This is a genomic window from Pedobacter psychroterrae (assembly GCF_004331695.1).
Classification (GTDB): Bacteria; Bacteroidota; Bacteroidia; order Sphingobacteriales; family Sphingobacteriaceae; genus Pedobacter; species Pedobacter psychroterrae.
The window spans coordinates 1-23,536 of record NZ_SJSL01000006.1 but is presented as its reverse complement, the minus strand read 5'-3'; the positions used below and the strand labels follow the sequence as shown (position 1 = coordinate 23,536).

20 protein-coding genes and 1 tRNA gene are annotated in these 23,536 nt (G+C 41.4%); 13 read left to right on the top strand and 8 right to left on the bottom strand.

Translation table 11 applies throughout. The features are described 5' to 3' along the window. The first annotated feature begins 95 nt into the window (after window positions 1-95). On the top strand, window positions 96-1,295 hold the full coding sequence (locus EZ437_RS17405; protein WP_131597350.1) for a DUF4419 domain-containing protein: 1,200 nt from the start codon (window positions 96-98) through the stop codon (window positions 1,293-1,295). A 31-nt stretch (window positions 1,296-1,326) separates the two neighbouring features. Here the strand turns inward: EZ437_RS17405 and EZ437_RS17400 are convergent, their stop codons facing one another. Beyond that, window positions 1,327-2,856, bottom strand: a complete 1,530-nt coding sequence (locus EZ437_RS17400) for a M12 family metallopeptidase (RefSeq protein ID WP_131597349.1) — start codon at window positions 2,854-2,856, stop codon at window positions 1,327-1,329. A 131-nt stretch (window positions 2,857-2,987) separates the two neighbouring features. On the opposite strand from EZ437_RS17400, the gene EZ437_RS17395 reads away from it, so the two are divergent. Together EZ437_RS17395 and EZ437_RS17390 are read left to right on the top strand one after the other, a co-directional pair. Beyond that, a complete protein-coding gene (locus tag EZ437_RS17395; RefSeq protein WP_131597348.1) occupies window positions 2,988-3,557 on the top strand; it encodes a hypothetical protein in 570 nt (189 codons plus the stop codon). A 59-nt stretch (window positions 3,558-3,616) separates the two neighbouring features. Continuing rightward, the gene (locus tag EZ437_RS17390) at window positions 3,617-4,483 is read left to right on the top strand and encodes a DUF808 domain-containing protein (protein ID WP_131597347.1); all 867 of its coding nucleotides are present in this window, start codon (window positions 3,617-3,619) and stop codon (window positions 4,481-4,483) included. Between the two features lie 109 nt (window positions 4,484-4,592). On the opposite strand, the gene EZ437_RS17385 is transcribed toward EZ437_RS17390, so the two are convergent. From EZ437_RS17385 to EZ437_RS17370, 4 genes are all read right to left on the bottom strand, one after another. Then, a tRNA-Arg gene (locus EZ437_RS17385) sits at window positions 4,593-4,664 on the bottom strand. 83 nt (window positions 4,665-4,747) lie between these two features. Beyond that, on the bottom strand, window positions 4,748-5,011 hold the full coding sequence (locus EZ437_RS17380; protein ID WP_131597346.1) for a hypothetical protein: 264 nt from the start codon (window positions 5,009-5,011) through the stop codon (window positions 4,748-4,750). A 103-nt stretch (window positions 5,012-5,114) separates the two neighbouring features. Then, complete coding sequence (locus EZ437_RS17375) at window positions 5,115-5,570, bottom strand: helix-turn-helix domain-containing protein (protein ID WP_131597345.1); 456 nt, start codon at window positions 5,568-5,570, stop codon at window positions 5,115-5,117. A gap of 2 nt (window positions 5,571-5,572) precedes the next feature. Then, window positions 5,573-5,905 carry a type II toxin-antitoxin system HigB family toxin gene (locus EZ437_RS17370; RefSeq protein ID WP_131597344.1) on the bottom strand — a complete coding sequence of 111 codons (333 nt, stop codon included), beginning with the start codon at window positions 5,903-5,905 and terminating at the stop codon, window positions 5,573-5,575. 151 nt (window positions 5,906-6,056) lie between these two features. On the opposite strand from EZ437_RS17370, the gene EZ437_RS17365 reads away from it, so the two are divergent. The 9 genes from EZ437_RS17365 (at window position 6,057) to EZ437_RS17325 (ending at window position 20,030) form a co-directional block, all read left to right on the top strand. Then, window positions 6,057-6,428 (top strand): sigma-70 family RNA polymerase sigma factor, encoded by a 372-nt coding sequence (locus tag EZ437_RS17365; RefSeq protein WP_131597343.1) that lies wholly within the window; start codon window positions 6,057-6,059, stop codon window positions 6,426-6,428. A 104-nt stretch (window positions 6,429-6,532) separates the two neighbouring features. Further along, window positions 6,533-7,090, top strand: a complete 558-nt coding sequence (locus EZ437_RS17360; protein ID WP_165500462.1) for an RNA polymerase sigma-70 factor — start codon at window positions 6,533-6,535, stop codon at window positions 7,088-7,090. A 67-nt stretch (window positions 7,091-7,157) separates the two neighbouring features. Then, window positions 7,158-8,102: a FecR family protein gene (locus tag EZ437_RS17355; RefSeq protein WP_131597341.1), complete on the top strand. Its 945-nt coding sequence runs from the start codon at window positions 7,158-7,160 to the stop codon at window positions 8,100-8,102. 130 nt (window positions 8,103-8,232) lie between these two features. Beyond that, entirely contained in the window at window positions 8,233-11,604 is a 3,372-nt protein-coding gene (locus EZ437_RS17350) for a SusC/RagA family TonB-linked outer membrane protein (RefSeq protein WP_131597340.1), read from the top strand. A 25-nt stretch (window positions 11,605-11,629) separates the two neighbouring features. Then, window positions 11,630-13,417, top strand: coding sequence for a RagB/SusD family nutrient uptake outer membrane protein (locus tag EZ437_RS17345; protein ID WP_131597339.1), 1,788 nt, complete (start codon window positions 11,630-11,632; stop codon window positions 13,415-13,417). A 16-nt stretch (window positions 13,418-13,433) separates the two neighbouring features. Beyond that, the gene (locus EZ437_RS17340; protein ID WP_131597338.1) at window positions 13,434-16,214 is read left to right on the top strand and encodes a SusC/RagA family TonB-linked outer membrane protein; all 2,781 of its coding nucleotides are present in this window, start codon (window positions 13,434-13,436) and stop codon (window positions 16,212-16,214) included. Between the two features lie 9 nt (window positions 16,215-16,223). Next, a complete protein-coding gene (locus EZ437_RS17335; RefSeq protein WP_131597337.1) occupies window positions 16,224-17,936 on the top strand; it encodes a RagB/SusD family nutrient uptake outer membrane protein in 1,713 nt (570 codons plus the stop codon). A 31-nt stretch (window positions 17,937-17,967) separates the two neighbouring features. Then, on the top strand, window positions 17,968-19,557 hold the full coding sequence (locus tag EZ437_RS17330; RefSeq protein WP_131597336.1) for a calcineurin-like phosphoesterase C-terminal domain-containing protein: 1,590 nt from the start codon (window positions 17,968-17,970) through the stop codon (window positions 19,555-19,557). 119 nt (window positions 19,558-19,676) lie between these two features. Further along, window positions 19,677-20,030 (top strand): DUF4180 domain-containing protein, encoded by a 354-nt coding sequence (locus EZ437_RS17325; RefSeq protein WP_131597335.1) that lies wholly within the window; start codon window positions 19,677-19,679, stop codon window positions 20,028-20,030. 28 nt (window positions 20,031-20,058) lie between these two features. Here EZ437_RS17325 and rpiA read toward each other — a convergent pair whose 3' ends face one another. Further along, entirely contained in the window at window positions 20,059-20,754 is a 696-nt protein-coding gene (rpiA, locus tag EZ437_RS17320) for a ribose 5-phosphate isomerase A (RefSeq protein WP_131597334.1), read from the bottom strand. A gap of 84 nt (window positions 20,755-20,838) precedes the next feature. Between rpiA and EZ437_RS17315 the strand changes: the two genes are divergently transcribed. Then, window positions 20,839-22,068 (top strand): erythromycin esterase family protein, encoded by a 1,230-nt coding sequence (locus EZ437_RS17315; protein ID WP_131597333.1) that lies wholly within the window; start codon window positions 20,839-20,841, stop codon window positions 22,066-22,068. Window positions 22,069-22,137: 69 nt separating this feature from the next. On the opposite strand, the gene EZ437_RS17310 is transcribed toward EZ437_RS17315, so the two are convergent. Further along, complete coding sequence (locus EZ437_RS17310) at window positions 22,138-22,548, bottom strand: DUF805 domain-containing protein (protein WP_131597332.1); 411 nt, start codon at window positions 22,546-22,548, stop codon at window positions 22,138-22,140. A 253-nt stretch (window positions 22,549-22,801) separates the two neighbouring features. Next, complete coding sequence (locus EZ437_RS17305) at window positions 22,802-23,443, bottom strand: DUF6266 family protein (protein ID WP_131597331.1); 642 nt, start codon at window positions 23,441-23,443, stop codon at window positions 22,802-22,804. Between the last annotated feature and the right edge of the window lie 93 nt (window positions 23,444-23,536).

The window sequence follows — 23,536 nt, the reverse complement described above, 5'->3', positions numbered from 1 at the left end:
CAGATTATCTGCATTTTAGAAGGCAGTTGATTTGGAGATATTGTTATAAAGTTTCCCTATATTTAAATATAATTAACGCTTAACCAAATACTTATATGAACAAATATTATATAGTATTCTTCATTACCCTGGCTCTTGGACAGGTACAGGCTCAATCGGACACTTATAAGATTGAAAATATAACTAGACCTGAAAAGTTGCTCCATACGGTTTCCGCTGATAAATTGTACAGCAATGTTGAAAAAGACTTCCTTAAACTTTCTGTTACAGAAAACCTTGTTGATTTCGGTACACATCCCGTTATCACAGGTTATTTGAGAGCCTATCAAAACCACTATCCACTAACAATAAGTCCTGATATTGCCTGGTTGCTAATCTGCCAGGGTTTTGCTAACCATGTAAATGCAGACCCTGAAAAGATCAGATCGCAGTTTGTAAATTTCGAAGGGAAAAAGACTTTGAAAGTTGAGCGGGATGTAAGCAATCTGAAAAATATTACTGACTTCCAATGGGAAACGGTGTTTCCGGAGTTTGCGGAACAGATAGGCAGCTTTACAGGCAAAGAGTTGATTGATAATCTTTCTGCTGATTTTACCACCACCACTCCAACAGTACTTGTAGCTAGTCAAATCACGATTATGGAATCCATGAAAGAGTTTTTTAACTATAAAGTCACGTTTGTAGGTTGTGGCATTTCTGAGGTCACCGTACAAGGAAGCGTTAAAGATTGGCAAAAGATCCTCAAGCGCCTCGACTACTTATCTAAATATGACTTGGAATGGTGGACGTCGGAATTGAAACCAGTAATTCAGAAGATCATTGATACCAAAAAGGGAAAGCTAGATAAGCAATTCTGGATGAATATGGTTAAATACCATAAGTTGGGTGCGTATGGCTCATACGATGGTATTGATGGCTGGCTGTTGAAGTTCTACCCGTATTTGCAAAGTAACAGTCCAGTAGTAGTTGAAGCCAAAGCTGTTGCCAATAATGGGCTGGCTGCCAAAGGCCCTTCGGATTTTCCGGTTTATGTAGGCTTACCTTCCAAAAACCGGACTTTATATTTAAAAAGGTCGGCGTTCAAAGAGATCAAGTACATAAATGAATTACCTAAAGAGTTGGCCAATGTGCCTTTTATCCTTGAGATTAAAGATGAAGCTGGAAATCTTAAACAGTCTTTTAATATGGAGTTCTGGGCAGGTTTTATGGGTGTTAAACAGAATCCGCAAACCTTTAATGTAAAGCCTGAAATTGGCTGGGCGGTAAACCGTAGAGGCGAGATTCCGGTCAAATAATCACGGTCAGCTTATGAACTTCATATAGTGTTTAGGGCTGTATCATCTCCGTTGACAGCCAGCTCGTCTGATAGACTTTCTTCTCTCCCTGATACATACTGATAAAATAGTTGATCGTATTGCTTCCTTTTTTCAAGTTAAGTGCAGTGTATGGTACCTGCATTACAAAGTTTCTGGAGTTTCCATTATAGACCGTGTTGAAATAGGCAGGTGTAATATTTAGGTGGTTGGCCACCAATGCATTGTCTACTTTAAGGGGCTTTTTGTTCTCGTCGTAAAACCAGATAGAAACCTTCAGCGGCACTAAATAAGCATTCTTCACTACAAACTTAGGGATTACAGAAAACATGCCGGGCTTGAGCACAAAATCTGTCGAGACGCTAAAGTCAGTTACGGAGATCCCTTTTGAATAATCAAACGTATAAGATCCACTATTGGCAAGTTCCTTTCTGTCTTCATCCCAGATTGACAACTTATAGCTGAGTTTAGAATCGCCGTCAGGTGCGTGCAACTCGTCATACGGCATAAACAGCTCAAAATCGGTATAAGTGGCCTTTGGGTAGGATGGAGAAAAGCTTTTTCCCACTGATACTTTACCAGTGGTTGTCCTAAAGCTGTTGTTCAAATCGTTCAGCGCAGCGCCATTGTTGTCGTAGTAATATGCCGAGATCAAGCACTTTTTATTCTGTGCATTATCTATCGCAAATGAGGCGAATATTTTCATCCCTTTTTTGCCGTTCAGTACCACATTGTGCTGCATAGTAATGTCTTTAAATATGCTTGACGATGTACTTGCTATCGCCCCAGTGTTGCCATTGGGCTTTACTATAGGCTGCTTTGGATACATCTCTGAGATCAGTTTAATGTCGCCCTCAGACACATCCGTATTCCAATCTACCGAATAACCATCCAAAGTATGATTGGCAGGAATCGGATAGTGCATCACAGACTTAGGATCATACTGGTGATTGGACATAGTTACGCTGTATCTATTCAAAACTTCTTCGTCGACCTTTTGCACAGACCAGCCTTGCTGCTGGTAGTAGCCATAGATCACCGCCTTATTCCACTTGATCTCGCCCAGCGGATTTTTGTGTTCGTGCAATAGTCCCAAGGCATGTCCAAACTCGTGAAGGGTAGTGCGCTTAAAGTTCTTCTCTTCAGTATTGTCATTAAACCAGCCAAAATTCATAGTGTTTTTTCCAGTTTTGGCAACGGTCCTGCAACCCACACCTACATGGCTATAGGATCCCTCACCTTCTCTGAAAGAGATAATCATATCGGGCTGGCCCTGACTAATGTAATTAAATTTGATGTTGGCATACTGCTCCCAGATTTTAGCATATTGCATGACTTTAGCCCTAACCTTTTCGGTACCACCTGTAAACATAATATTTAAGACAGTGCCATTGGTCCATTTTGTTGAATAATCCGACACACCATTCATGACACCGGCGGTGTTATTTCTTACGACGGGTACGTCTACGCAAGTAGTGATTTGGGCATAGGCCGGACTTATAATACCGAGTATTACAAGGAGAGATTGAGCAAAAAATTTCATAACGAGTAACTTAGATAAGTAAACATAGCTGTTAATTTCTACTTAATTTAGTTTTCTATAAATTTTATTGATTATTAATTGTTAAATAATATTCTTTATAGAGTACTTTTAAGCTTCATCTAATAATGTATATGAAATATTTATTTTTAACAATTCTCTCAATGCTGGCCATTTGCGCCAATGCGCAAGATGCCAAAACCGACGGTAAACAAAAGGGCTACTTTAACATCACAGAACTGGGCATTTATTTTGGAAAAGCGTTTCGCGAAATGGAAGAACCCAAGCCCGGCACGCCTTCATATTTTAAAGGAAATTCTACAATGACAACCGCCCGTACCATCAATGGGGTATTCCTGAATCCCCACTTATCACTTGGTATCGGGCTTGGGCTGGAAAACCACACCACAACCTGGGATGTCAATTATGCATCGCTGCTTTATTTTTTAGATACCAGGTTATACTTAAGTAAAAATAAACCGAATTCGCTTTTCGTTTTTTTTGATGTAGGATTTACTTCTGTGTTAGGCGACCATGGATTGCCATCTAATCTTATCAGTACAGGGGCGGGTTATAAATTTAGGGTTGGCAATGCGCTATTGCTAAATGTAAGTGGCGGTTATGACAGAATTCAGCGAACAACGGGCGGTATGGGAAGTTATGATTTTTCTACCACAGGCATCAAAGCAGGTGTACTTTTTTAATACAGAAATGTCGCTGTCAATGGCAGGATTATTGCATATTGCGACCATAAATAACACATATGGCTTCAGGAATATTCGCAGTTTTAGATGACATTACCGCACTGATGGATGACGTAGCTGTCACCGCAAAGATAGCAACCCGTAAAACTGCCGGAATTCTGGGCGACGACTTAGCCGTTAATGCCGAGAAAGCCACAGGATTTCTTTCTTCAAGAGAACTGCCGGTGCTTTGGGCTATCACCAAAGGCTCGCTGGTCAACAAGATTATCATAGTGCCCATTGCACTGTTATTGAGTGCTTACCTTCCAATTGCAATCACAATAATCCTGATTTTAGGAGGCTGCTACCTGGCATATGAAGGAGTAGAAAAAGTAGTGGAATTTATCTTTCACCGGGAAAAAAAGGGCCATGAAGTAGTAGAAGAAATAAAGCAGGATGATACTGAAATCGAGAAAACGAAAATTAAATCTGCTGTGACTACTGATTTCATTCTCTCCGTCGAGATCGTTATCATTGCCTTGGGAACGGTGCTTAATGAGAGTTTAACACTTCGCATATTAACAGTCTCAGTTGTCGCATTAGTAGCTACTATTGGTGTGTATGGCATCGTAGCCCTCATTGTCAGATTGGATGACATTGGCTATCAAATAATCAAACGTTCAGGTGAAAAGGGCGTATTTGCTGCAGTTGGAAATATTCTGGTAAAGTCACTTCCGATCATCATCCGGATCTTAAGTGTAGTGGGGACGATAGCATTGATACTGGTTTCAGGAGGTATTTTCGCGCATAACATTGATTTTTTTCATCATCTACTTCCACATATACCAGCAATGCTAAAAGAATTTTTGATAGGGATAGTTGCGGGTTTAATAGTCCTGGGTATAGTTACCGTTGGAAAAAGTGTGTACGCAATGTTTAAGAAATAGGCTTTATCTGTTCTACTCAAGAACTATGAAATTTACAATCCAGTTCTGCTTGTTCAATTAAAAAAAATAGAACATAAAAAATGCCCTAGATTCTCTAAGGCATTTTATGTGCTCCCGAAGGGATTCGAACCCCTATCACGAGGACCGGAACCACGCATTCTATCCATTAAACTACGGGAGCAATGCGGCAAAGATATAAAAACAATGCTATAAAATTTGATCTTTTGAAATATTAAAAAAAGAGCCTTTTTCTAAGGATGAACACTAGTTGGCTTGAGCCATTTGGTTGCCATTACTTAACTCCAGGCTATCAATAAACGCACCTATTGATGCTACATAACGTTGCTCAAGGTAATCTTCAGTACGTTGCATCCATTCGCTGCCCACTTTATACAGAATGATCTCTTTTCCATTACTGAAATCAAGCTTCCAGACCTTAAGCTTTTTGAATGTTGTGGCAATGATTTTTACTATTTGAGTTGTGCCGTCTGCTAACCGGATTTTGTAGTTTACTGTGGCGATTTGCATATGTAAAATAGTTTTATTGGTCAATGTAAATATATAACGGAGTAATCCCAAAAAGGTTGTTCCGATATCAGAATTATTACAATGTACTGGCAAGCCATGTGCTTTAATGTTTAACGTATGGTAATTCCTTATAAGTATTCATTATACTGGCATTTCGTAAATGGATATTTACTGATGAAATAAGTTTGTATGGCCTGTTAAAGGCTTCCTGCTTAACTTTAAAATGATCAGCCAATTTCCTTATTACTTCTTTTGAAAGCCCTTTTTTGTAATGCAATATATCAGAAACATAACCTTTGCTGATGCCTAATATTCCAGACATATCCTGAGCTTTCAGATGGTGATCATTCATGAAAGAACGGAGTAAAGCAATAGGGTCCAATTCTTTAAAGGTACTATGATCCTCATCATATTTTGTAATTAACAGAGTTAACAAATCAATCTCGTCCTGAAGATCATTAGCGTTGGGCTGAATCACCAATTTGCCCAGTTGATCGCAATATTGATCATACTGATCTTTATCTTTAATAATGGTATATTTCATTGGTGTTGCTTTCATTGCTAATATATATTAATTGTGTATTGTTTATTATGATTACATAGCTTATCATAAGCAGCATGAGTCCCAATCCAACAAACGAATAGATGAACTTGGCTATTACCGAATTGATACTTACATATGACCCGATAACTATTTCCACCTATGTCAAATACCACTCTTTTGCTGCCTTTACCTAATAGATCTACAGTGTTAAATGTGGCTTTCATATCAATAGGTTCTTCCCAATTCGCAAACTTTATTTTTTCTGCCCAGTCTTCTAGTGGTATTTTACTTGATGAATATTGTTTTGAAAATTCTTCTAGCGTCTGCTTTTTTATCAAATGAACTCTCATTGATTATACAAATATAGATTAATTGTTCTCATTTTGTGAACTTTTTTAAATAGAATATTTAGTCGGTTAAAATAATCAACTTTGTTACTTAGACCCTACTTTAAGAATAAAACTGGCCCACCACTTGCGCACCTTAAGTCAGCCTTAAGGTATACAAAGTAGGAGGGAACTGGCCGCGTATCTGTATACTTCGGTAAGAAACCGTGTGATCAATGTATTTACTAAAGACAAGATCAGGCAGGAGTATGCGGTTTCATTTGCCAAGTACGCCGAAGAAGGTACGGAGGAGACGGATGAACGGCTGAGGGAAAGAGAGCTGGCAGCTTTAATAGAGAAGGAAGTTGCTTCTTTGCCAGATCAGATGCGAAAAGTATTTGAAATGAGCAGGTTTCAGCACCTTTCGCACAATGAGATTGCTGAGATCATGAAGACGAGTCCGCTTACAGTGCGAAAGCAGATTCAGAGCGCATTAAAGATCTTGCACACTAAGCTAAATGATTCGGCATTCCTGACTTTATTGTAGTTTTTAAAGCCTGTGGTGCAAAAGCTGGCGTTTAAAATCATCATTTATTAATAGTAACTGAACACGCGGGAGGTAGTTTTGAAAAAAAATTCAAAATCTTCGCTGTGGATAAGGATGATCTCTTAAAAAGACTTAAGAAAGGACAAGTAAAGGCATTGGAGCAAATGTACAAAAGCTACTGGGAGGCCCTCTTCGACGACGCGCTGATACGTACACAAAATGAAGATGTTGCCAAAGACATTGTTCAGGAAGTCTTTATCTCCATATGGGAAAAGCGTAGAGACCTTAATATCAAAGGTTCAATTGAAGGTTACCTGCACCAGGCGGTGAAATACCGGGTAATTAATTTTTTCAGGAATGAGCTCACTGCCGGGAGCCATTACCAGGAATTGAAGCACACCCAGGCTGCAGCACAGCCGTCCCCGGACCAGCAACTAATGGCCAAAGAGTTACAGGGTCAAGTAAATGAAGCCATTGCAAGCTTACCCGAAAAGATGCGCCTTATATTTATGCTTAGCCGAACTGAGCAAAAATCTATTGACGAGATTTCTCTTGAGCTGAGCCTGAGTAAGCAAACCATCAAAAACCAGCTATCTATAGCAACCAGAATATTGAAAGAGAAATTTTCGTACCTGTTGTTTATTCTATCTTTGTTTTATTAACACGGCGTTCACGAAAGCTTAACATTTTTCGTCGGTACTTTCTGCCTCCAGACGTGACATACTGGTGATGACAAATAAGGAAAAAGCAGAAAAAATTCTGGACCGGTACCTAACTGGCAAAGCCAATACAAAAGAGCGTAAGCTGGTAGACAAATGGTACTATTCTTTTAAATCCACGATATCCCGTGATGAGCAATCAAGGAAGCAACTCGAGGAAGAGTTATTTAAAGCCATCGTTTCACAAATAGATCATAACGAAACACCCACCTTTAAACTGCTGCCCTATTTGAAATACGCTGCAATTCTCCTTTTAGTAAGTGCTGCGGGAATTGCCTCATGGAACTGGAAAAGTAACGGTAAACCTGCAGCAGCGTACATGATTATCAGCACTGCAAAGGATCAGCAAAAGAAAATAATGCTGCAAGACGGCTCTGTAATCCTGCTTGGGCCATTGAGCCAGGTAAAATATCCGAAAAGGTTCAAATCAGACAAAAGAATTGTTGAACTTTTAGAGGGGCGGGCTTTCTTTAACATCCACCATGAAAAACAGCGTCCTTTTAGCGTATTGTTGCCAAACCAGCTTTACACCCACGTCTTAGGGACCTCATTTACCATCAATGCTTATAAGCGGTCTGAGAGGATTGATGTAGCGGTAAGTTCCGGAAAGGTTGCCGTAGGTAATGATGCAAAATTATTGGGTGTACTCGTTAAAGGAGAGCAATTGCTATACAATAAAACCACCCGCAAAAGCACAGTAAGCCTATTGGTACAGCCTGTGAGGAGCCTTATTTTCGACAATTCGCCAATGTCTGAAGTGTTGGCTACGCTGCAAAGCGCTTATGGCATAAAGATCAGTGTACAACCGGGCTTAAAACTGGAGCATTTGAAGTTTACCGGAACGTTTTCCACAAGCCAGCAGCCCGGGAAAATCCTATGGCTACTATCCCGGATCCATCATTTTAACATAGATGCATCCGCAGATGACAAAACCTTTAAAATATTTATGAATTGATGTATTAGCCGTAAAAATAAACCTGCACTGATCAGATCAGTGCAGGAAATATAAATGGGGCAACAAAATGCGAATTTGTAGCCCCAGTATTTTCAACAAAATAACAGCATGTTAAAAACATTATAAAAATATGAATAAACTTTTAAAATATAGTTGGAGCATGGTGCATATGTCGGCTAAAGCCGGTCTGATGCTATTGGGAACTGTATTGTTTTTTATGAACTCTTTGGCTTCCCAAGCTTCGGAACAGCCATATGTAAATGGCGAAATTACAATGACCATTAAAAAGAACCGCTCTGTAGGAGCGGTGCTAAAGGAAATAGAAAAAATATCTGGTTTTGGGTTCATTTACAATCCTGCCTCGGTCGATGAAAGCAGAAGTTTGCCAGCTATGTCTTTTACAAAAGTTAAAATAACCGAGGTGCTTAGAAAACTGGGTTTTGAAGCAGAAATAAACGGGAAATTTATCATCATAAAAAAAGTCAAAATAGTTAAAGCAGCGGCAGACCATGTATTAAAGGGAACTGTAAGAGATTCCCTGGGTAGCCCGATACCCGGTGTTGCCATCAGGGTGCTGGGTTCTTCCCGTGCCACGGTTACAGATGTACAAGGAAAGTATAGCATTACCGTACCCGATAATGGTACACTGGTGTTTTCAATGATTGGCTTTAAAATTCTGGAAATGCCCATTAACAGCGGCAGCATCATGGATGTGACCTTGATGGAAGAAAACTCCACACTGAATGAGGTAGTGGTAGTTGCCTACGGTAGCCAAAAGAAAATAAGTGTCACTGGTGCACTTACTACAGTAAAGGGCGAAGAGCTTGCCAAATCACCTACGGTTAATTTAGCTCAGGGGCTTGTGGGCCGTACTTCCGGACTGTTTGCTCAACAAACTACGGGGGCTCCTGGTAACGAGCCTATTACGCTCCGCATCAGAGGCTCAAGTACCTATGCTTTAAACAGCGACCCATTGGTATTGGTCGACGGTATTGAACGTCCTTTTAACAGCATCAATGCTGAAGAGGTTGATAATATTACGGTACTAAAAGACGCTTCCACAACTGCCGTATATGGTATTAGGGGAGCAAATGGGGTGATTCTGGTTACCACCAGGCGGGGTACTGTCGGACAGCCTAAAATTGGCCTGAATAGCAATTTTGCTTTGCAAACCCCCACCCGGTTGCCTGAGTTTTCAGGTTCCTATGACTATGCCTTTTTGTACAATGAGGGGATGAAAAATGACAATCCGGGTTTGACACCTGACCAATTGTACTTTAAGCCAATCGACCTGGAAAAATTTAAGGACGGAAGCGACCCGTTACTGCATCCGAATATCAACTGGTTTGATTATATGATGCACAAAACCGCCCCACAGACGAAAAATACATTAACTATAAACGGAGGGAGTACTTTCGCCAAATATTTTGTGTCGCTTGGCTATGTGGATCAAAGTGGGCTGATAAAAGAATTTAACAAGAATTACGGGTATAGCAATAACACAACTTATAACCGTTATAATTTTCGTTCGAATGTAGATTTTAACCTGACAAAATCTACCGTCTTCAAGCTTTCTCTCGGAGGCTACTCAGATAAATACCATACGGCAGGCTCACCTTTCAGTACCATAATGCGTGCCGGTGCGGGTGCTTCACCAGGTGTGATAGGCGATAAGATTATTCAATCCTATATAAATCCTGTAACTGTGGTATCTGCCGGATATGATGACAGGTTTATCAACCAGTTTAATATTACCGCCGATCTGAACCAAAACCTTGATATGATCACAAAGGGCTTGTCCTTTCGTGCAAAACTCGGATACGATTCTGATTATGCTACAACCATGGGTAAAAATGTGACCCGGCCGACATACGAAATCCTTGAAACTGTGGTGGATGGTAAAGAAACGTTTGTTTACTTGCCAAATACCGATCAGTTAGTGGGCGGAGTGACAGCGCAGGTATTTAGGAACCGTTCCAAAAGAGTCTATCTAGAAGCAGCGATGCAATACGACAAGACCTTGGGCAAACACAACATTACCGGACTGGTGCTTTATAATCAAAATAAGCAGTACTGGCCTTTCAGCGGCAGTTATACATTCCAAATCCCGGAAGTACCAATTGGATACCTGGGTGTAGTAGGAAGGGTGACTTATAATTATGATTACCGATATATGCTGGAAGGTTCTATAGGCAGAAATGGTTCGGAAAATTTCCCTGCCAGCAAGCGATACGGAACGTTTCCAGCGATCTCTGCCGGTTGGAATGTCACCAGGGAACCGATGGTGCAAAAACTACTGGGAGATAACAGTATGCTTAGTATGCTAAAATTGAGGGCTTCTTATGGTGAAACCGGAAACGATAAACTCATTGCTGCCGATCCGATTACCAATGCGGTACAATATTACCGGTTTATGTACCTTCCTGCTGTCTATGATATTATGGCCAACAGGGCGCGTTTTGGCGAGGATATCAGAGGTGTGGACGGGGTTGTAGAAGGGCAGATTGGAAATCCGGATATCACCTGGGAGAAAGCCGTAAAGCAAAATTATGGAATTGAAGCCGCTTTCTTTAACGATAAATTAACCCTTAATGCCGACTATTTTATAGATTACCGGAATAATATTCTTTCTAACAGGCCTGTCATTGCCCACGTAGCCGCCTCCATTCAGGACGCATATAACCTGGCCAGGGTTAAAAACCAGGGGTATGAACTTCAAGTTGGCTGGAGCAGTCAGATCGGAGCATTAAAATATTCCCTTAACGGTAATTTCACTTACGCACATAACAAGCTATTGGAGAACGGCAGGCCGGAAACCGCTCAAAACCAATTAGGTAATTCCATCAGCCAAACTTACGGTCTGATCGCCCTGGGCTTTTTCAATACGCAGGCCGAGGCTGATGCTGCACCATTGCAATACTCAGCAAAGCCTACTCCCGGTGACGTGAGGTATATGGATTCAAATAAGGACGGTAAAGTTGACAAGGATGATTTCGTTCCTGTCGGATCACCAACCTACCCACAGGAAACTTATGGAGCAGAATTAGACCTCTCGTACAAAGGTTTTGATTTTAGTGTGCTTTTTCAAGGGGCAGGGCGGGTTAGCCGATTGGTGAGCGGGTATATGCAAAAGCCGGGCAATCAATTTGGAGGCATCCTTGCCAATGTGATGGAGCAGCGCTGGACACCGGAAAATGCAGCCAATGCAAAGCTTCCTAAATTGAGTGCTACCTATGCTAACGGCACGAACTACCAGAATTCTACTTTGTGGATAAGAGACGCATCTTACCTGCGGTTAAAAAACATAGAGATAGGATACAAGTTTGGCAGCAATGACTTATTCAAAAAATTAGGAGTTGGCAGTGCCAGGTTTTATGTAAGCGGACAGAATCTCCTTACCTGGGACAAATTAAAACTGGTGGATCCGGAGCAAAATGCCAGTGATAGCATGGGATACCCTCAATTGCAGATATTCAATGCCGGATTAAGTGTTCAATTTTAAATCTTATCATTTAAATAATACAATCATGAACAAAATGATAACTCCCATAGCAGTTGCTTTTCTATTGCTGCTGGGATCAATGATGACCAGTTCCTGTAATAAGGATTTTTTGGAAAAACCCTTTTCAGTGACATTTAATGAGGACTCTGTATTCGTTAAATATGAAAATACAGAAAAACTGGTTAATGACATGTACAATGCGGGTCCATATTATCTGCAGTTGTCAGTAGGGGTAACCAGCACCACCCGTCTGGGCGGATCCATGCTGGAATCTGCAACTGATTTTGGCGGGAGCTTCAGGGCCAATGCCAACTACGGCGCACACAAATTTAATTTCGGTACCGTGGATGCTGAATGGCTTACCAACAGCAAAACGGGGGAGGACATCTACGCTAACCATTATAAAGCGATTCGCAAGGCCTTTACCTTATTGGAACGGATTGACGAAGTGCCCGATGCGACTCCGGCGCAAAAGGAACGGATCAAAGCTGAGGCGCAGACAATGATCGCACTACAGTATTTTGAACTCATGAAACGCTATGGTGGGGTACCACTGGTGACCAAAAAGTTAAATGTGCAGACGGATGAGGTAAATCTTCCCAGGTCGCCCTTAAGTGATATCTATAATTATATCATCCAGATGCTTGACGCCGCTATTGCGAACCCAAATTTTGCTGCCAGGTATGACGGATTGGATTTTGGACACCTAAATAAGGCATTTGCCTATAGCTTAAAAGCCAAGGCCGCCTTATATGTCGCGAGTCCACTATTTAATACTGCAACGCCATATATGGATTTCGGCGGCAACAATAATTTGATCTGTTTGATGGGGTATGATCCTGCGCGCTGGGAAACCGCAGTCAAATTTGCTGATGAGGCGATTAAATATTGCGAGTCAAACTCCTATGCCATGGTCAATACGTCAAATGTTAACCTCAACTATACCATTTCATACCAGTACAAACCCAATCAGGGAAATACGGAAATGATCTGGGCTACCCAACTGGTTACCAATCCGTCTATGGCCTACTGGATTCCCCGGGGAACACCATTTTCAGGAGGATTTTCTTCCAACCTGGTAAGTATGAATATGGTAGAAAGATACCAGAACAAAGATGGTTCCTATGTGAACTGGAACGGTGTGGTCACCACACCTCCAAATGACCCTACTGCTCCCTATAAAAACCTGGACCCAAGGTTTAACCAGACTGTGATGCACAACATGCAAAACCTGTATGGAACTACACAGATACAATATTATGAGCATGAAAACCCTTCGCTGGCCGGCAATAACAGTCCTTCAAAAGCCCAGACACAATGGTCTCACCAGGTGAGGAAACATGTGTACGGATATGAAGACAGGGCCCTGACACAAAAAACCTGGTCACCAATATGTTCGCAAATGCGGGTGACCGATCTGTATATGATGTATGCAGAAGCACTTAACGAAACACTTGCTACTCCCGACCAGCGGATCTACGACAAGATTAACCTGATCAGGAGCCGTTCTGGCATGCCGAATATACCCACCGGCCTCTCAAAAGACGAGATGCGAATAAAAATACAGAACGAATGGGCTATTGAATTTGCATTTGAAGAATACCGTTTCTGGGATTTGAAACGCTGGAAAATGGGCAGTGTATTTAAAGGGCCTGTTTATGATGTAGCCGTAAAAAAATTAAACAACAACACATATACCTATACAAAATACAAGTTTGAAGACCGTCCATTTTATGACTGGTATTACCTGCATCCTTTCCCGCCTTCGGAAGTGAGTTTACAGTATGGGTTGGTTCAAAATCCTGGATGGTAATTAATTTAATAATTAAATGAAATCATATATATATAAATATTTACTTGCCTTTATTGTGCTCTTTCTGGCTGGTTATACCACGTTTGCGAGGCAACAAAACGACACAGTGCCGGAAACGGATACAGCATCAGCCAAACGCAGGGCGCTGACCTATTCTATTAGTACAGTCACTAGTAAAGATATCATCGGTAATTCTGTTTATCTCCCCGGCAACAGCTTGTTCGGAAAATTACCAGGTTTAACCGTGCAGCAAAGAACCGGTGAACCCGGAAATGATGCGCCCGTATTTTCCCTGCGTGGGAGAAGCACAATGGCAGCTAGTGAACCGCTGATTATGGTTGACGGCATTGAAAGAAATATTAATGACGTGCAGCTTGAGGATATAGCAAGCATTACTGTACTTAAGGATGCGGCTTCGGCTATTATCTATGGAATCCGGGCCGCCAACGGAGTGATGCTAATCACGACCAAAAGGGGCGTTGAAGGAAAGTTAACTATAAACGGAAAAATAGAGCAGGGGCTGATGTCACCGACCCGTAACCCAGGATTTGTCAGCTCTGCAGACTTTGTGAAACTATACAATCAGGCGCTCAGCAATGATGGGCTGGCACCGGCTTATACACCTGCTCAGATAGCAGGATATGAGAACGGAGATCCTTATTATTATCCAAACGTTGACTGGAGGAAAGAGGCAACCAATAATAATGCTTTAGGTACAAAAGCGAATTTTGATGTTTCCGGAGGCGATAAGATCGCGAAGTATTACGTTGGGCTTGGTTATTTTCACCAAGGGGGCCTTTATAAAAATTCAGACAGGAATGAAGGTTACTCTACGGGCATCTTTCTTGATAATGTATCCTTCAGGTCTAACCTTGATTTAAACGTAAATAAACACTGGAGCTTCGGACTGGACCTTAACGGAAGGGTTTATCAGAAAAACGCTCCTTATACGAATACCGCTACCACCTGGGATATGCTATATAAATATCCTGCCCACCTTTTCCCTGCTTATGTCCAGGATGGTGTATATGCAGGGACTACGGTATATCCAAACAATCCGATAGGCTATATCAATTCATCAGGCTACAGGATTACAAACAACAGGGTTATTCACTCTACCCTTTCTACCAAATATGATTTTAGCGAACTCATAAAGGGCCTTACTACTGGTCTGCGATTTTCGACAGATAATTTTTACAGCAACCAGGAAGGATATAGCAAAACCTTCGGTGTTAGGGAATTATTGGGGCAAAATGGATCAGGAGCGCCCCTGCTTAGTTCGCTGATCGGTACTAACGGGAACCTGGAACCAATAGGTGCAGGCGGATATCCTGAAAATGACGTCCAGAATAAGCGGAATACATTGGAAGGAAACATTGAGTATACACCACAGCTGGGACCTGATCATTCCTTTAGCACACTGTTGATATATCACCAGGACAGGCTGATTATTGGCAGCGAAAGTCCCTACAATTACCAGTTCCTGAGCGGACGTATGAATTATGGATATTTAAACAGGTATTATGCGGAGATCGGCGCTTCTTACAGCGGTACAGAAGCTTTTCCAAAAGGCAACAGATTTGGTCTGTTTCCGGCGGTATCTGCGGGCTGGGTGATTTCAGAAGAGGGCTTTTTAAAGCAGAATAACTACCTGAACTTATTAAAAATCAGGGTATCAGCAGGTGCGGTGGGCAATGCTGCAGTTGGCCAGCGGTTCAGCGATTTAAGGCAATATATAGCTGCCAGCGGTTATAATTTCGGTAATGCCAACACTGCCCAGGCAGGCTTGTATCCCGGCATAGCGCCTAACCCCAATCTAACCTGGGAAACCGCTTATAAATATGATGCAGGAATGGATGCCCGTCTATTTAATATACTCGATCTATCGCTAACCGTATTCTATGAAAAAAGAAAGAATATCCTGGTTTCAGAGGATGTACTTGTACCTGGGATAATAGGTCAGGATTTGCCGAATATTAATGCAGGCATAACGGCCAATAAAGGTCTTGAAAGCAGCATTTCCGTATCTAAACAGAAAAAGGATTGGGGATACCATGCAGGTGTAAATATCAGTTATGCCACAAATAAAATAACTTACCTGCCCGAAACCATCCAGCCTTACAGCTATTTATATCAAAAAGGCAACCGCATTAGCCAGCCTTTTATGCTTGAAGCTATTGGATTTTTTAATTCTGAAGCAGAAATTCAGAATAGTCCGGTCCAAACTTTTGGCACTGTAAAACCCGGAGATATCAAGTATAAGGACCAGAACGGTGACGAGATCATTGATGCGTTTGATGAGATTCCTATGGAAAAACCCAATTTACCAAATTGGGACATGGGACTTGATGTCGGGTTTAATTTTAAGGGATTTGATGTCAGCGCATTTTTTCAGGGACAGGTAGGCAGGAGTATATACCTTGGAAATGCCCCATTCCTGTTCTGGCCGTTAAACAACAATGGTGGACGAATCAATACCTATGCGGAGCAGTTTTGGACGGAACAAACAAAAACTACCGCAGATTACCCTCGATTGACCACACTTGAAAATAAAAACAATTACAGGGAATCATCTTTCTGGTATGTAAATGGCGATTTTCTGCGCTTACGCAGTCTTGAACTAGGTTATACATTGCCGGAAAGCCTTAGTAAACGTGCAAGGCTGAGCAATGCCAGGATATTTTTGAGGGGCATGAACCTCTTCACATTTGATCATCTGAAATATACAGACCCCGAGGTTTTATCGGGCTACCCGGTGATGAAATCTTATAACGCAGGTATCAGTTTACAATTTTAACAGCAGGAAATGAATAACTTAAAAAAAGGCCTATTAGTTTTTATCGGGGCAGTAAGCATCGCCTCATGTGAGGTCGTTGAACCAGAAAACTTAACATTTGTAAATGATAAAGAAATCTATAGCAACATTACGCAGATCAGGAACGTCCTGAACAATGTCTATAGCGGTCTGCCAAATGGTTTTTCGGACATTGGTACATCCTGGCTGGCAGCGGCAAGCGATGAAGCAGAAGAAGTGAACAATGTGGAGACGATTCAGAATTTTAACACTGGAAACATTACGCCATATTCAAATCCTGATGATGTTTGGAATAAGACCTATGCATCCATACGTAATGCTAAAATATTTATCCAGTCTACCGATACCATTACCTGGAAGATCTGGCAATATTCAAATCCAACAGAATATACCAGACGGGTAGAGCTGATAAAGCAGTATAAAGCAGAGGCAAAATTCCTTACTGCATTTTTTTACTTTGAACTGGTTAAACGTTACGGCGGTGTTCCAATAGTAGATGAAGTGATCGATAAGAATACAGACTGGATCTCCCGCTTTCCGAGAAGGTCATTTTCAGATTGTGTAGATTTTATTGTATACAATTGCGACTCTGCGGCGGCTGGTCTGCCTGCGACTTATGATACAGGAAATTATGGGAGGGCGACCAAGGGAGCTGCTATGGCACTGAAAGCGCGCATACTGTTGTATGCCGCCAGTGATCTTTACAATCAGTCTTCTAATGCTGATCCGTTGCTCGGATATGTGGGCGGAGATCGTACAGCACGCTGGGTGAAAGCGGCCGAGGCCAACAGGGCAGTGATCACCTTTACACCTGTTTACGCATTTCAGGCGAAGTATGAAACATTGAGCGTACTAGCGGCGACAAAGAGTACCGAGGTTATTTTCGAAAGAAGGTATGCAGCCAGCAACACTTTCGAAAAGCAAAACACTGCAGTGGGCTTTCCGATGGGGGCTACAGGCACCTGTCCCTCAGGAAATCTTGTTGATGCCTTTGAACACCTGGATGATGGTAATTTTGACTGGAGCAAACCCGCTCATGCTGCCAATCCATATAACAGGCGTGATCCGCGGCTTGCGAAAATAGTTGCCTTTAATGGCGCTCCATTTGGTAAAGTTCCGGCGCCAGTTGAACTGTTTGCCGGGGGGATCAACGGGAAACCAAGAGACAGGGCTTCTAAAACAGGTTACTATTTAAGGAAGTATATGAACGAGACCCTGGATCTTCAATTGGGTGAAGTAGCGCCAAAGCAATGGATGTTTATCCGCCTGGCTGAAATTCATTTAAACTATGCCGAAGCGATGAATGAAGCATATGGCCCGGAAGGTACAGGGCCGGGCACATTGACTGTTAGCGCAAGAACAGCTTTGAATTCGGTACGTACCCGTGCAGCGGTAGCGCTGAAGGCTATTTCCGCAGGGGCAGACCAGCAAAGCATGAATGCATTGATCAGGAACGAAAGACGTGTGGAACTGGCTTTTGAAGGCCATCGTTTCTGGGATGTCAGGCGCTGGATGATTGCCGGTCAGGCAATCGGCGGTACTTTGCGCGGGGTTAATGTGGTCAAAAATGCGGATGGAACATTCAGTTACACACCAACAGTAGTAGAAAACCGGGTTTGGAATGATAAACTTTACTACTATCCAATCCCGCAGTCAGAAATCTCAAAATCAAATGGTGTAATTGTTCAAAACCGGGGTTGGTAATTAACCCAATTATAAATATTAAATAATGAATATGAAAAGAATACTCCTCACCGCAATGGTGCTAATGATGGCCGGCAAAATGCAGGCCCAGACTACAGTAAAAGGTTTTGTATACAACGACCTTAATAAAAATGGAAAACATGACAAGAAAGACCCAGGCATAGACAAAGTTGCTGTTACCAATGGTGTGCAGGTAGTGCTAACAGATAAAAACGGCCAGTATACCCTGCCGGTTGGAAATGACAACATCATTGCGGTCATAAAACCTTCCGGATATAAAACAGCTGTAAACGCCGAACAACTTCCCCAGTTCTACTACATTCATAAACCGGGAGGCTCGCCTGTACTTAAATTTAAAGGTGTTGCTCCTACAGGGCCGCTACCTGCATCAGTCGATTTTCCATTGACCCCTGTTAAAGAAGCCGAAAACTTTAAGATGTTGGTATTTGGTGATCCCCAGCCAGTCACGCTTAAAGATGTTGAACATTTCTACAGAGGCGTAGTTTCTGAAGTTAAAGGTATTAAAGGAATAGAGTTTGGCTTAAGCATGGGTGACCTTGTGAATAATAACCTGGATTTGTTTAAGCCATACATACAAGCTGTTAAAGAAGTGGGAATTCCCTGGTACAATCTGATGGGCAACCATGATATGGATTTTGATGTAAAAGAAGATTCACTTTCTGATGAAACTTATGAAGCGCATTTTGGTCCGGCTAATTATGCCTTTAACTATGCAAAGGTGCATTTTATAATCTTGGATGATATCCTGTATCCGGATCCAAATGATGGAAAAGGTTACTGGGGTGGCTTTCGCAAAGATCAACTGGACTTTGTTGAAAACGATCTAAAACATGTCCCGGAAGACCACCTGATCGTACTGGCGTTTCATATCCCAATTAGCGAGCCTAAAGAAGGTGGCGATCCTTTCAGGGATGCAGACCGTGACCGCTTGTTTAATATACTGGCACGTTTTCCCCACACGCTATCTCTTTCTGCACATACGCACGCACAGAAACAGGATTTCTTTACCAAACAAGAAGGCTGGAAACAGGATAAACCACATCATCACTACAACGTAGGAACTACCTCCGGAAACTGGTATTCAGGTGAACTAAATGAAAAAGGCATTCCCGTTTCAACAATGAGCGATGGCACACCCAAGGGTTATGCTTTCATCAATTTCAACAAGAACGCATATACCTTAGATTATAAGGTTGTGGATATGCCTGCCGATTATCAAATTGCCATTACCGCACCCAAGTTGCTGGAACATAAGAAAAAAACCACGGCAGCCATTTATGCAAACTTCTTTATGGGCAGTCCTACAGATACCTTGATGTGCCGCGTTGATGGCGGCAAATGGATTGTAATGGAATATGTACTTCAAAACGATCCTATTTTCATGGATCTTTTGCATAAATGGGATCATGCCGAGGTACTGCTTAGCGGCAGAAGACCGGGAAATCCCTCCCTTAACCGCCACTTGTGGAAGGCTCCTGTACAGGTTAACCTGCCTGTCGGCGAACATATTATTGAGGTAAAGGCAACCGATATTTCCGGAAGGACATTTACACAAAAAAGCAGTTATAAAATTGCGATGCCGGCTGACAGCGGAAAGTAAACAATGTTTGGTTTAAAAGGAGAGGTTGATCATGTTTTAAATGATCAACTTCTCCTTTTTTTATGCTCAAATAAGCTAAATCAAAACATATTCAATAAATTAGTGTCCGATAACTAATCATGAATATAGAAATACACGAAAAAGGAGATAGGAAGATAGCTGAAGTTACAGCTGAGGGTATATTAATCACCAACGCTGAAGAAGCGCTGCAAATACTAGCTGATTTATATTACCAGGAATGTGATGGCATTATTTTGCATGAACAGAATATTAGCCCTGATTTTTTTGATCTGAAGACTGGTCTGGCTGGAGAAATATTGCAGAAATTTTCGAATTACAGAATGCGATTGGCCATTGTCGGGGATTTAGGTAAGTATCCGGGGCAAAGTATCAAAGACTTCATTTTCGAAAGCAATAAAGGCCGCCATATTAATTTTCTGACGAGTGTAGCAGAAGCAAAGGAAAAACTGTGAACCAGTTGTATATAGCCCTCCTAGAGCCTCAGGCGATTATTATTTCTGCCTTAAGGTTCTGAAAGAGCCCGCTTTCGATCACACCTGTGATGCATTTAATTTTGGTTTCCATATCCTTGTCAATTTGGTCAAACCTCACATCAAGTATCAAGTTGCCATTTTCAGATATTATAGGTCCGTCTTTCCCCTGCGCGGGGCGCAGTAATATTTTCGTAGCACCGAGCTTTTTGAGCTCGGCTTCCACTGCCATCAATGCGGAAGGGAAAACCTCAACGGGAACTGGGAATTGTGCGCCTAATTTTTCTACCAGTTTACTTTTGTCAATAATGATATAGTTACGTGAGCTTGCGGACATTATCAGCTTCTCTTTAAACATAGCTCCGCCACGTCCTTTAATCAGGTGGTTATTAGGATCAACCTCATCCGCACCATCAAAATACCAATCGGGGCGATTTTCTTGCAGACTAACGACAGGTATTCCTAAGCTGATGCAAGTCAATGCAATCTCGATAGACGTAGGGATTGCTCTCACGGAAAGTGCTTCAGTCTTGATCTTTTGGGCGATGGCCAATAATGCCAGGTATGATGTAGAGCCAGATCCTACGCCTATTGTATCACCATCTTTTACTTTATTGGCAATCTGCTCCGCAACTTTTTCCTTGCTTTCCCGGTTTTGTATGCTATCGGGCCAAAGGCTATTGGTTATGCTGCTATTCCAGTCCATGGCGTTATGATTGAGTTTGTTAAATATAAGACGTCAAAGCGTTAATTTCTGTTAAACTGCTGTTCCTTTGATCTAATAATACTTATGTTTAAAGATAAACTTTATGCAGGTATGCTCAAAAATAACCTTTTTCTAGTATTTGCTTTACTGGCCCTTGCTCCGATTCAAATCTCTGCTCAACAAAACAACTCATCAATCGTAACCAATCTTAACAAAGTAATCAAGCCCATTGAGCATTTTAGCGGTGACACAGATTTTAAAGACATAAATTTTTTAAAGGAAACTTTGAAAGACAAGGAATTGATTGCTTTGGGAGAGGTAACACATGTCACTGCGGAAGTTTTCAACTACAAAGATCGCTTGGTCAGATTTTTGGTTACCCATCTTGGCTATAAGGCCATCGCGTTTGAGAGCGACTTTTTAGCCATGGCGTACATGAATGATTACATCATTGGTAGGGCCGATAGTATTAAATATGTGGCAGGTACAGCGATTATGAGAAGCAACCATCAAATGATCGAATGGCTTAGGCGACACAATATAGGCCAATCTGATGCAGATAAAGTCCGGATCTATGGTCTGGAAAGTAGAAACTATACCAACATATTTAATAAACTAATAGCTGTAATCCCCAATCTTGAAAAAGCAGATAAGGATTTGATGGAAACCTATCTTGCAAAACCCTTTAATAGCAAAATAACAAAGCAAGAAATGAAAGGCCTGAAATCAATGTTATTGAAATTTCAAACTTTGCAGTTGTCAGACCTGAACCGACAATATGTAGTAATGCTTGATCAGCTTATAAGTTATGAAGGGAAAAGACTCATCAGAGATAACTACATGGCAAAAAATGCGACATGGATAAAAGAGCGGGCAAAAGATAGTAAATTAATTATCTGGGCACATAATGGACATCTCACAAAAGATGAAATACACAATTATCCATCATTAGGCACGCATCTGTATAAAAGATATGGGTCCAAATATTATGTAATCGGCACTGATTTCAATTCAGGAGAAGCATATGTAAATGTGTTTATTGCTAAAAACAAACCTCTATTGGGATTTCAACCATATTATTTTGGCGAAGTGAGGTCTAACAAGTGGTATGAATACTATTTTAATCAATGTCAATATAAAAACTTCATCCTGGACATCAATGCTGCGTCTAAAGACAATGCACTAAATCAATTTTTAACGCAGCCACTTATTATGAGGAGTATTGGCGCATTAAGTTCCCCGGAAGGCCAGAAATTATCTATGTCGAAGAATTTTGATATGATCGTATATATTGATAAAACTACGAGCATTTAGGCTGATGACAATTGAATTATTCGTCTGCGGATGAAGAATTTAATTTCCGCATTTTTGTTTGCTAGCCCATTAAGGTTTTATTATTCCGTCATCGTCAACATTATCGATGGATTTGACCGCTTCACCTGTCTTATACACAGGCTCATAATCATAACTCAATCCCTTAGGATTATCCCCATAGTCATTGGGGCCGATATCACCATCTGCAAAAACCATCCAAAATCCGTAAAAAGGTATGAGTTGCCACCAGCCGCTATTATTCCTGTCGTGACAGCGTTTGGCACCTTGTGCAATCATAAACCAGATTGCCGGGGTTGCTAACAAATACACTGCTACGGTATCATTCTGACCACCGGTCCCTTCTACAAAAACACCCAAAACAATGATTTCTAAGACCAAATACACAATATAAATGATATAACTAAGGCCGTACTCCAGCCTTCTGATTCTTCCTTCGATGGAAAAGGGATTTTTAAACATGATAAGCGGTAATTAGGTTAAACTATTTGGTTTACCAAATCTTAAGAAAATAAACCATTAAAAACAACTGTCGCTAGATGTATTTCAGACAATCCGACGATTGAATGCTCAATACGTATCAAGGGTGCCATCGAATATTTTAATGGAAAAGAACGCAAAATTCTGCTAGAAGGGGAAGCCTATTTTGAAAGCGGTGAGCGGCCTTTGACTTTTTATGACCTGCAGCATGAAACTTGCGACTAAAGGTCAGTCATTAATAATCAACGTAGCCAATATACCTGCTATCACTGATCTTTTTTCTATCGTCGCTGGCAAAAGCAATGTAGGCCTGAAGTTTATGTCCTTTAAAATTCAAAGGCAATTCCATAAAATCCGTCTTGTCCATAATTCTCGCGGCATTTAAGTTGTAAAACGACTTGCCGAGATCTTCGCAATACACAAACAACATCGCCCTTGACTGAATGTGATAAATGCTTGCCATGAGTTCAGGCTCCCAATTAAATGTAACGCCGTTTGCCATGGGCACAATTTCAGCTTGCTGCACTCCGGGCATGTTGCCTTTGGCAAGCATTACCTTTTCAAAGTCGATGCTTACTGTGGGATATTCGCCCTTCAGCCCATAGAGTATCTGGTGGGAAACTGCATCCGCATAGGCTGTTCGCCTTTTCCTGGCGCCAGATTGGGCAAAACCTATCGCCACAAACGTTTTTGCCGTGTTGATAAATTTGACTGCTACCGACATTCTCTTTCTTGCCTCGACCTGCTTGTCCGAAGCCTTCTTTTTTTTCTTTTTGGATTTCATCTTAATGTAAGATTTCCCAAATCGGATGTAACCGATTACATCCCCGATTTTTCCTGTAAATCCACCAAGGATTCCGCCTTTTAAAATTGCCATATGTTCTTTTTTTTTGTTTCTGAGTTCTTGTTAATTACTACTCTTAATTTTAATATTTTTGCTTCAAAAATGTTTGGCAGATGCCTTCTACCG

Coding starts and splice junctions, on each gene's coding strand:
- EZ437_RS17395 (WP_131597348.1), top strand. CDS start 2,988: ATGAAATATTTATTTTTAACAATTCTCTCAATGCTGGCCATTTGCGCC.
- EZ437_RS17335 (WP_131597337.1), top strand. CDS start 16,224: ATGAATAACTTAAAAAAAGGCCTATTAGTTTTTATCGGGGCAGTAAGC.
- EZ437_RS17315 (WP_131597333.1), top strand. CDS start 20,839: ATGTTTAAAGATAAACTTTATGCAGGTATGCTCAAAAATAACCTTTTT.
- EZ437_RS17345 (WP_131597339.1), top strand. CDS start 11,630: ATGAACAAAATGATAACTCCCATAGCAGTTGCTTTTCTATTGCTGCTG.
- EZ437_RS17380 (WP_131597346.1), bottom strand. CDS start 5,011: ATGCAAATCGCCACAGTAAACTACAAAATCCGGTTAGCAGACGGCACA.
- EZ437_RS17390 (WP_131597347.1), top strand. CDS start 3,617: ATGGCTTCAGGAATATTCGCAGTTTTAGATGACATTACCGCACTGATG.
- EZ437_RS17355 (WP_131597341.1), top strand. CDS start 7,158: ATGACAAATAAGGAAAAAGCAGAAAAAATTCTGGACCGGTACCTAACT.
- EZ437_RS17400 (WP_131597349.1), bottom strand. CDS start 2,856: ATGAAATTTTTTGCTCAATCTCTCCTTGTAATACTCGGTATTATAAGT.
- EZ437_RS17370 (WP_131597344.1), bottom strand. CDS start 5,905: ATGAGAGTTCATTTGATAAAAAAGCAGACGCTAGAAGAATTTTCAAAA.
- EZ437_RS17405 (WP_131597350.1), top strand. CDS start 96: ATGAACAAATATTATATAGTATTCTTCATTACCCTGGCTCTTGGACAG.
- rpiA (WP_131597334.1), bottom strand. CDS start 20,754: ATGGACTGGAATAGCAGCATAACCAATAGCCTTTGGCCCGATAGCATA.
- EZ437_RS17350 (WP_131597340.1), top strand. CDS start 8,233: ATGAATAAACTTTTAAAATATAGTTGGAGCATGGTGCATATGTCGGCT.
- EZ437_RS17325 (WP_131597335.1), top strand. CDS start 19,677: ATGAATATAGAAATACACGAAAAAGGAGATAGGAAGATAGCTGAAGTT.
- EZ437_RS17340 (WP_131597338.1), top strand. CDS start 13,434: ATGAAATCATATATATATAAATATTTACTTGCCTTTATTGTGCTCTTT.
- EZ437_RS17310 (WP_131597332.1), bottom strand. CDS start 22,548: ATGTTTAAAAATCCCTTTTCCATCGAAGGAAGAATCAGAAGGCTGGAG.
- EZ437_RS17330 (WP_131597336.1), top strand. CDS start 17,968: ATGAAAAGAATACTCCTCACCGCAATGGTGCTAATGATGGCCGGCAAA.
- EZ437_RS17305 (WP_131597331.1), bottom strand. CDS start 23,443: ATGGCAATTTTAAAAGGCGGAATCCTTGGTGGATTTACAGGAAAAATC.
- EZ437_RS17375 (WP_131597345.1), bottom strand. CDS start 5,570: ATGAAAGCAACACCAATGAAATATACCATTATTAAAGATAAAGATCAG.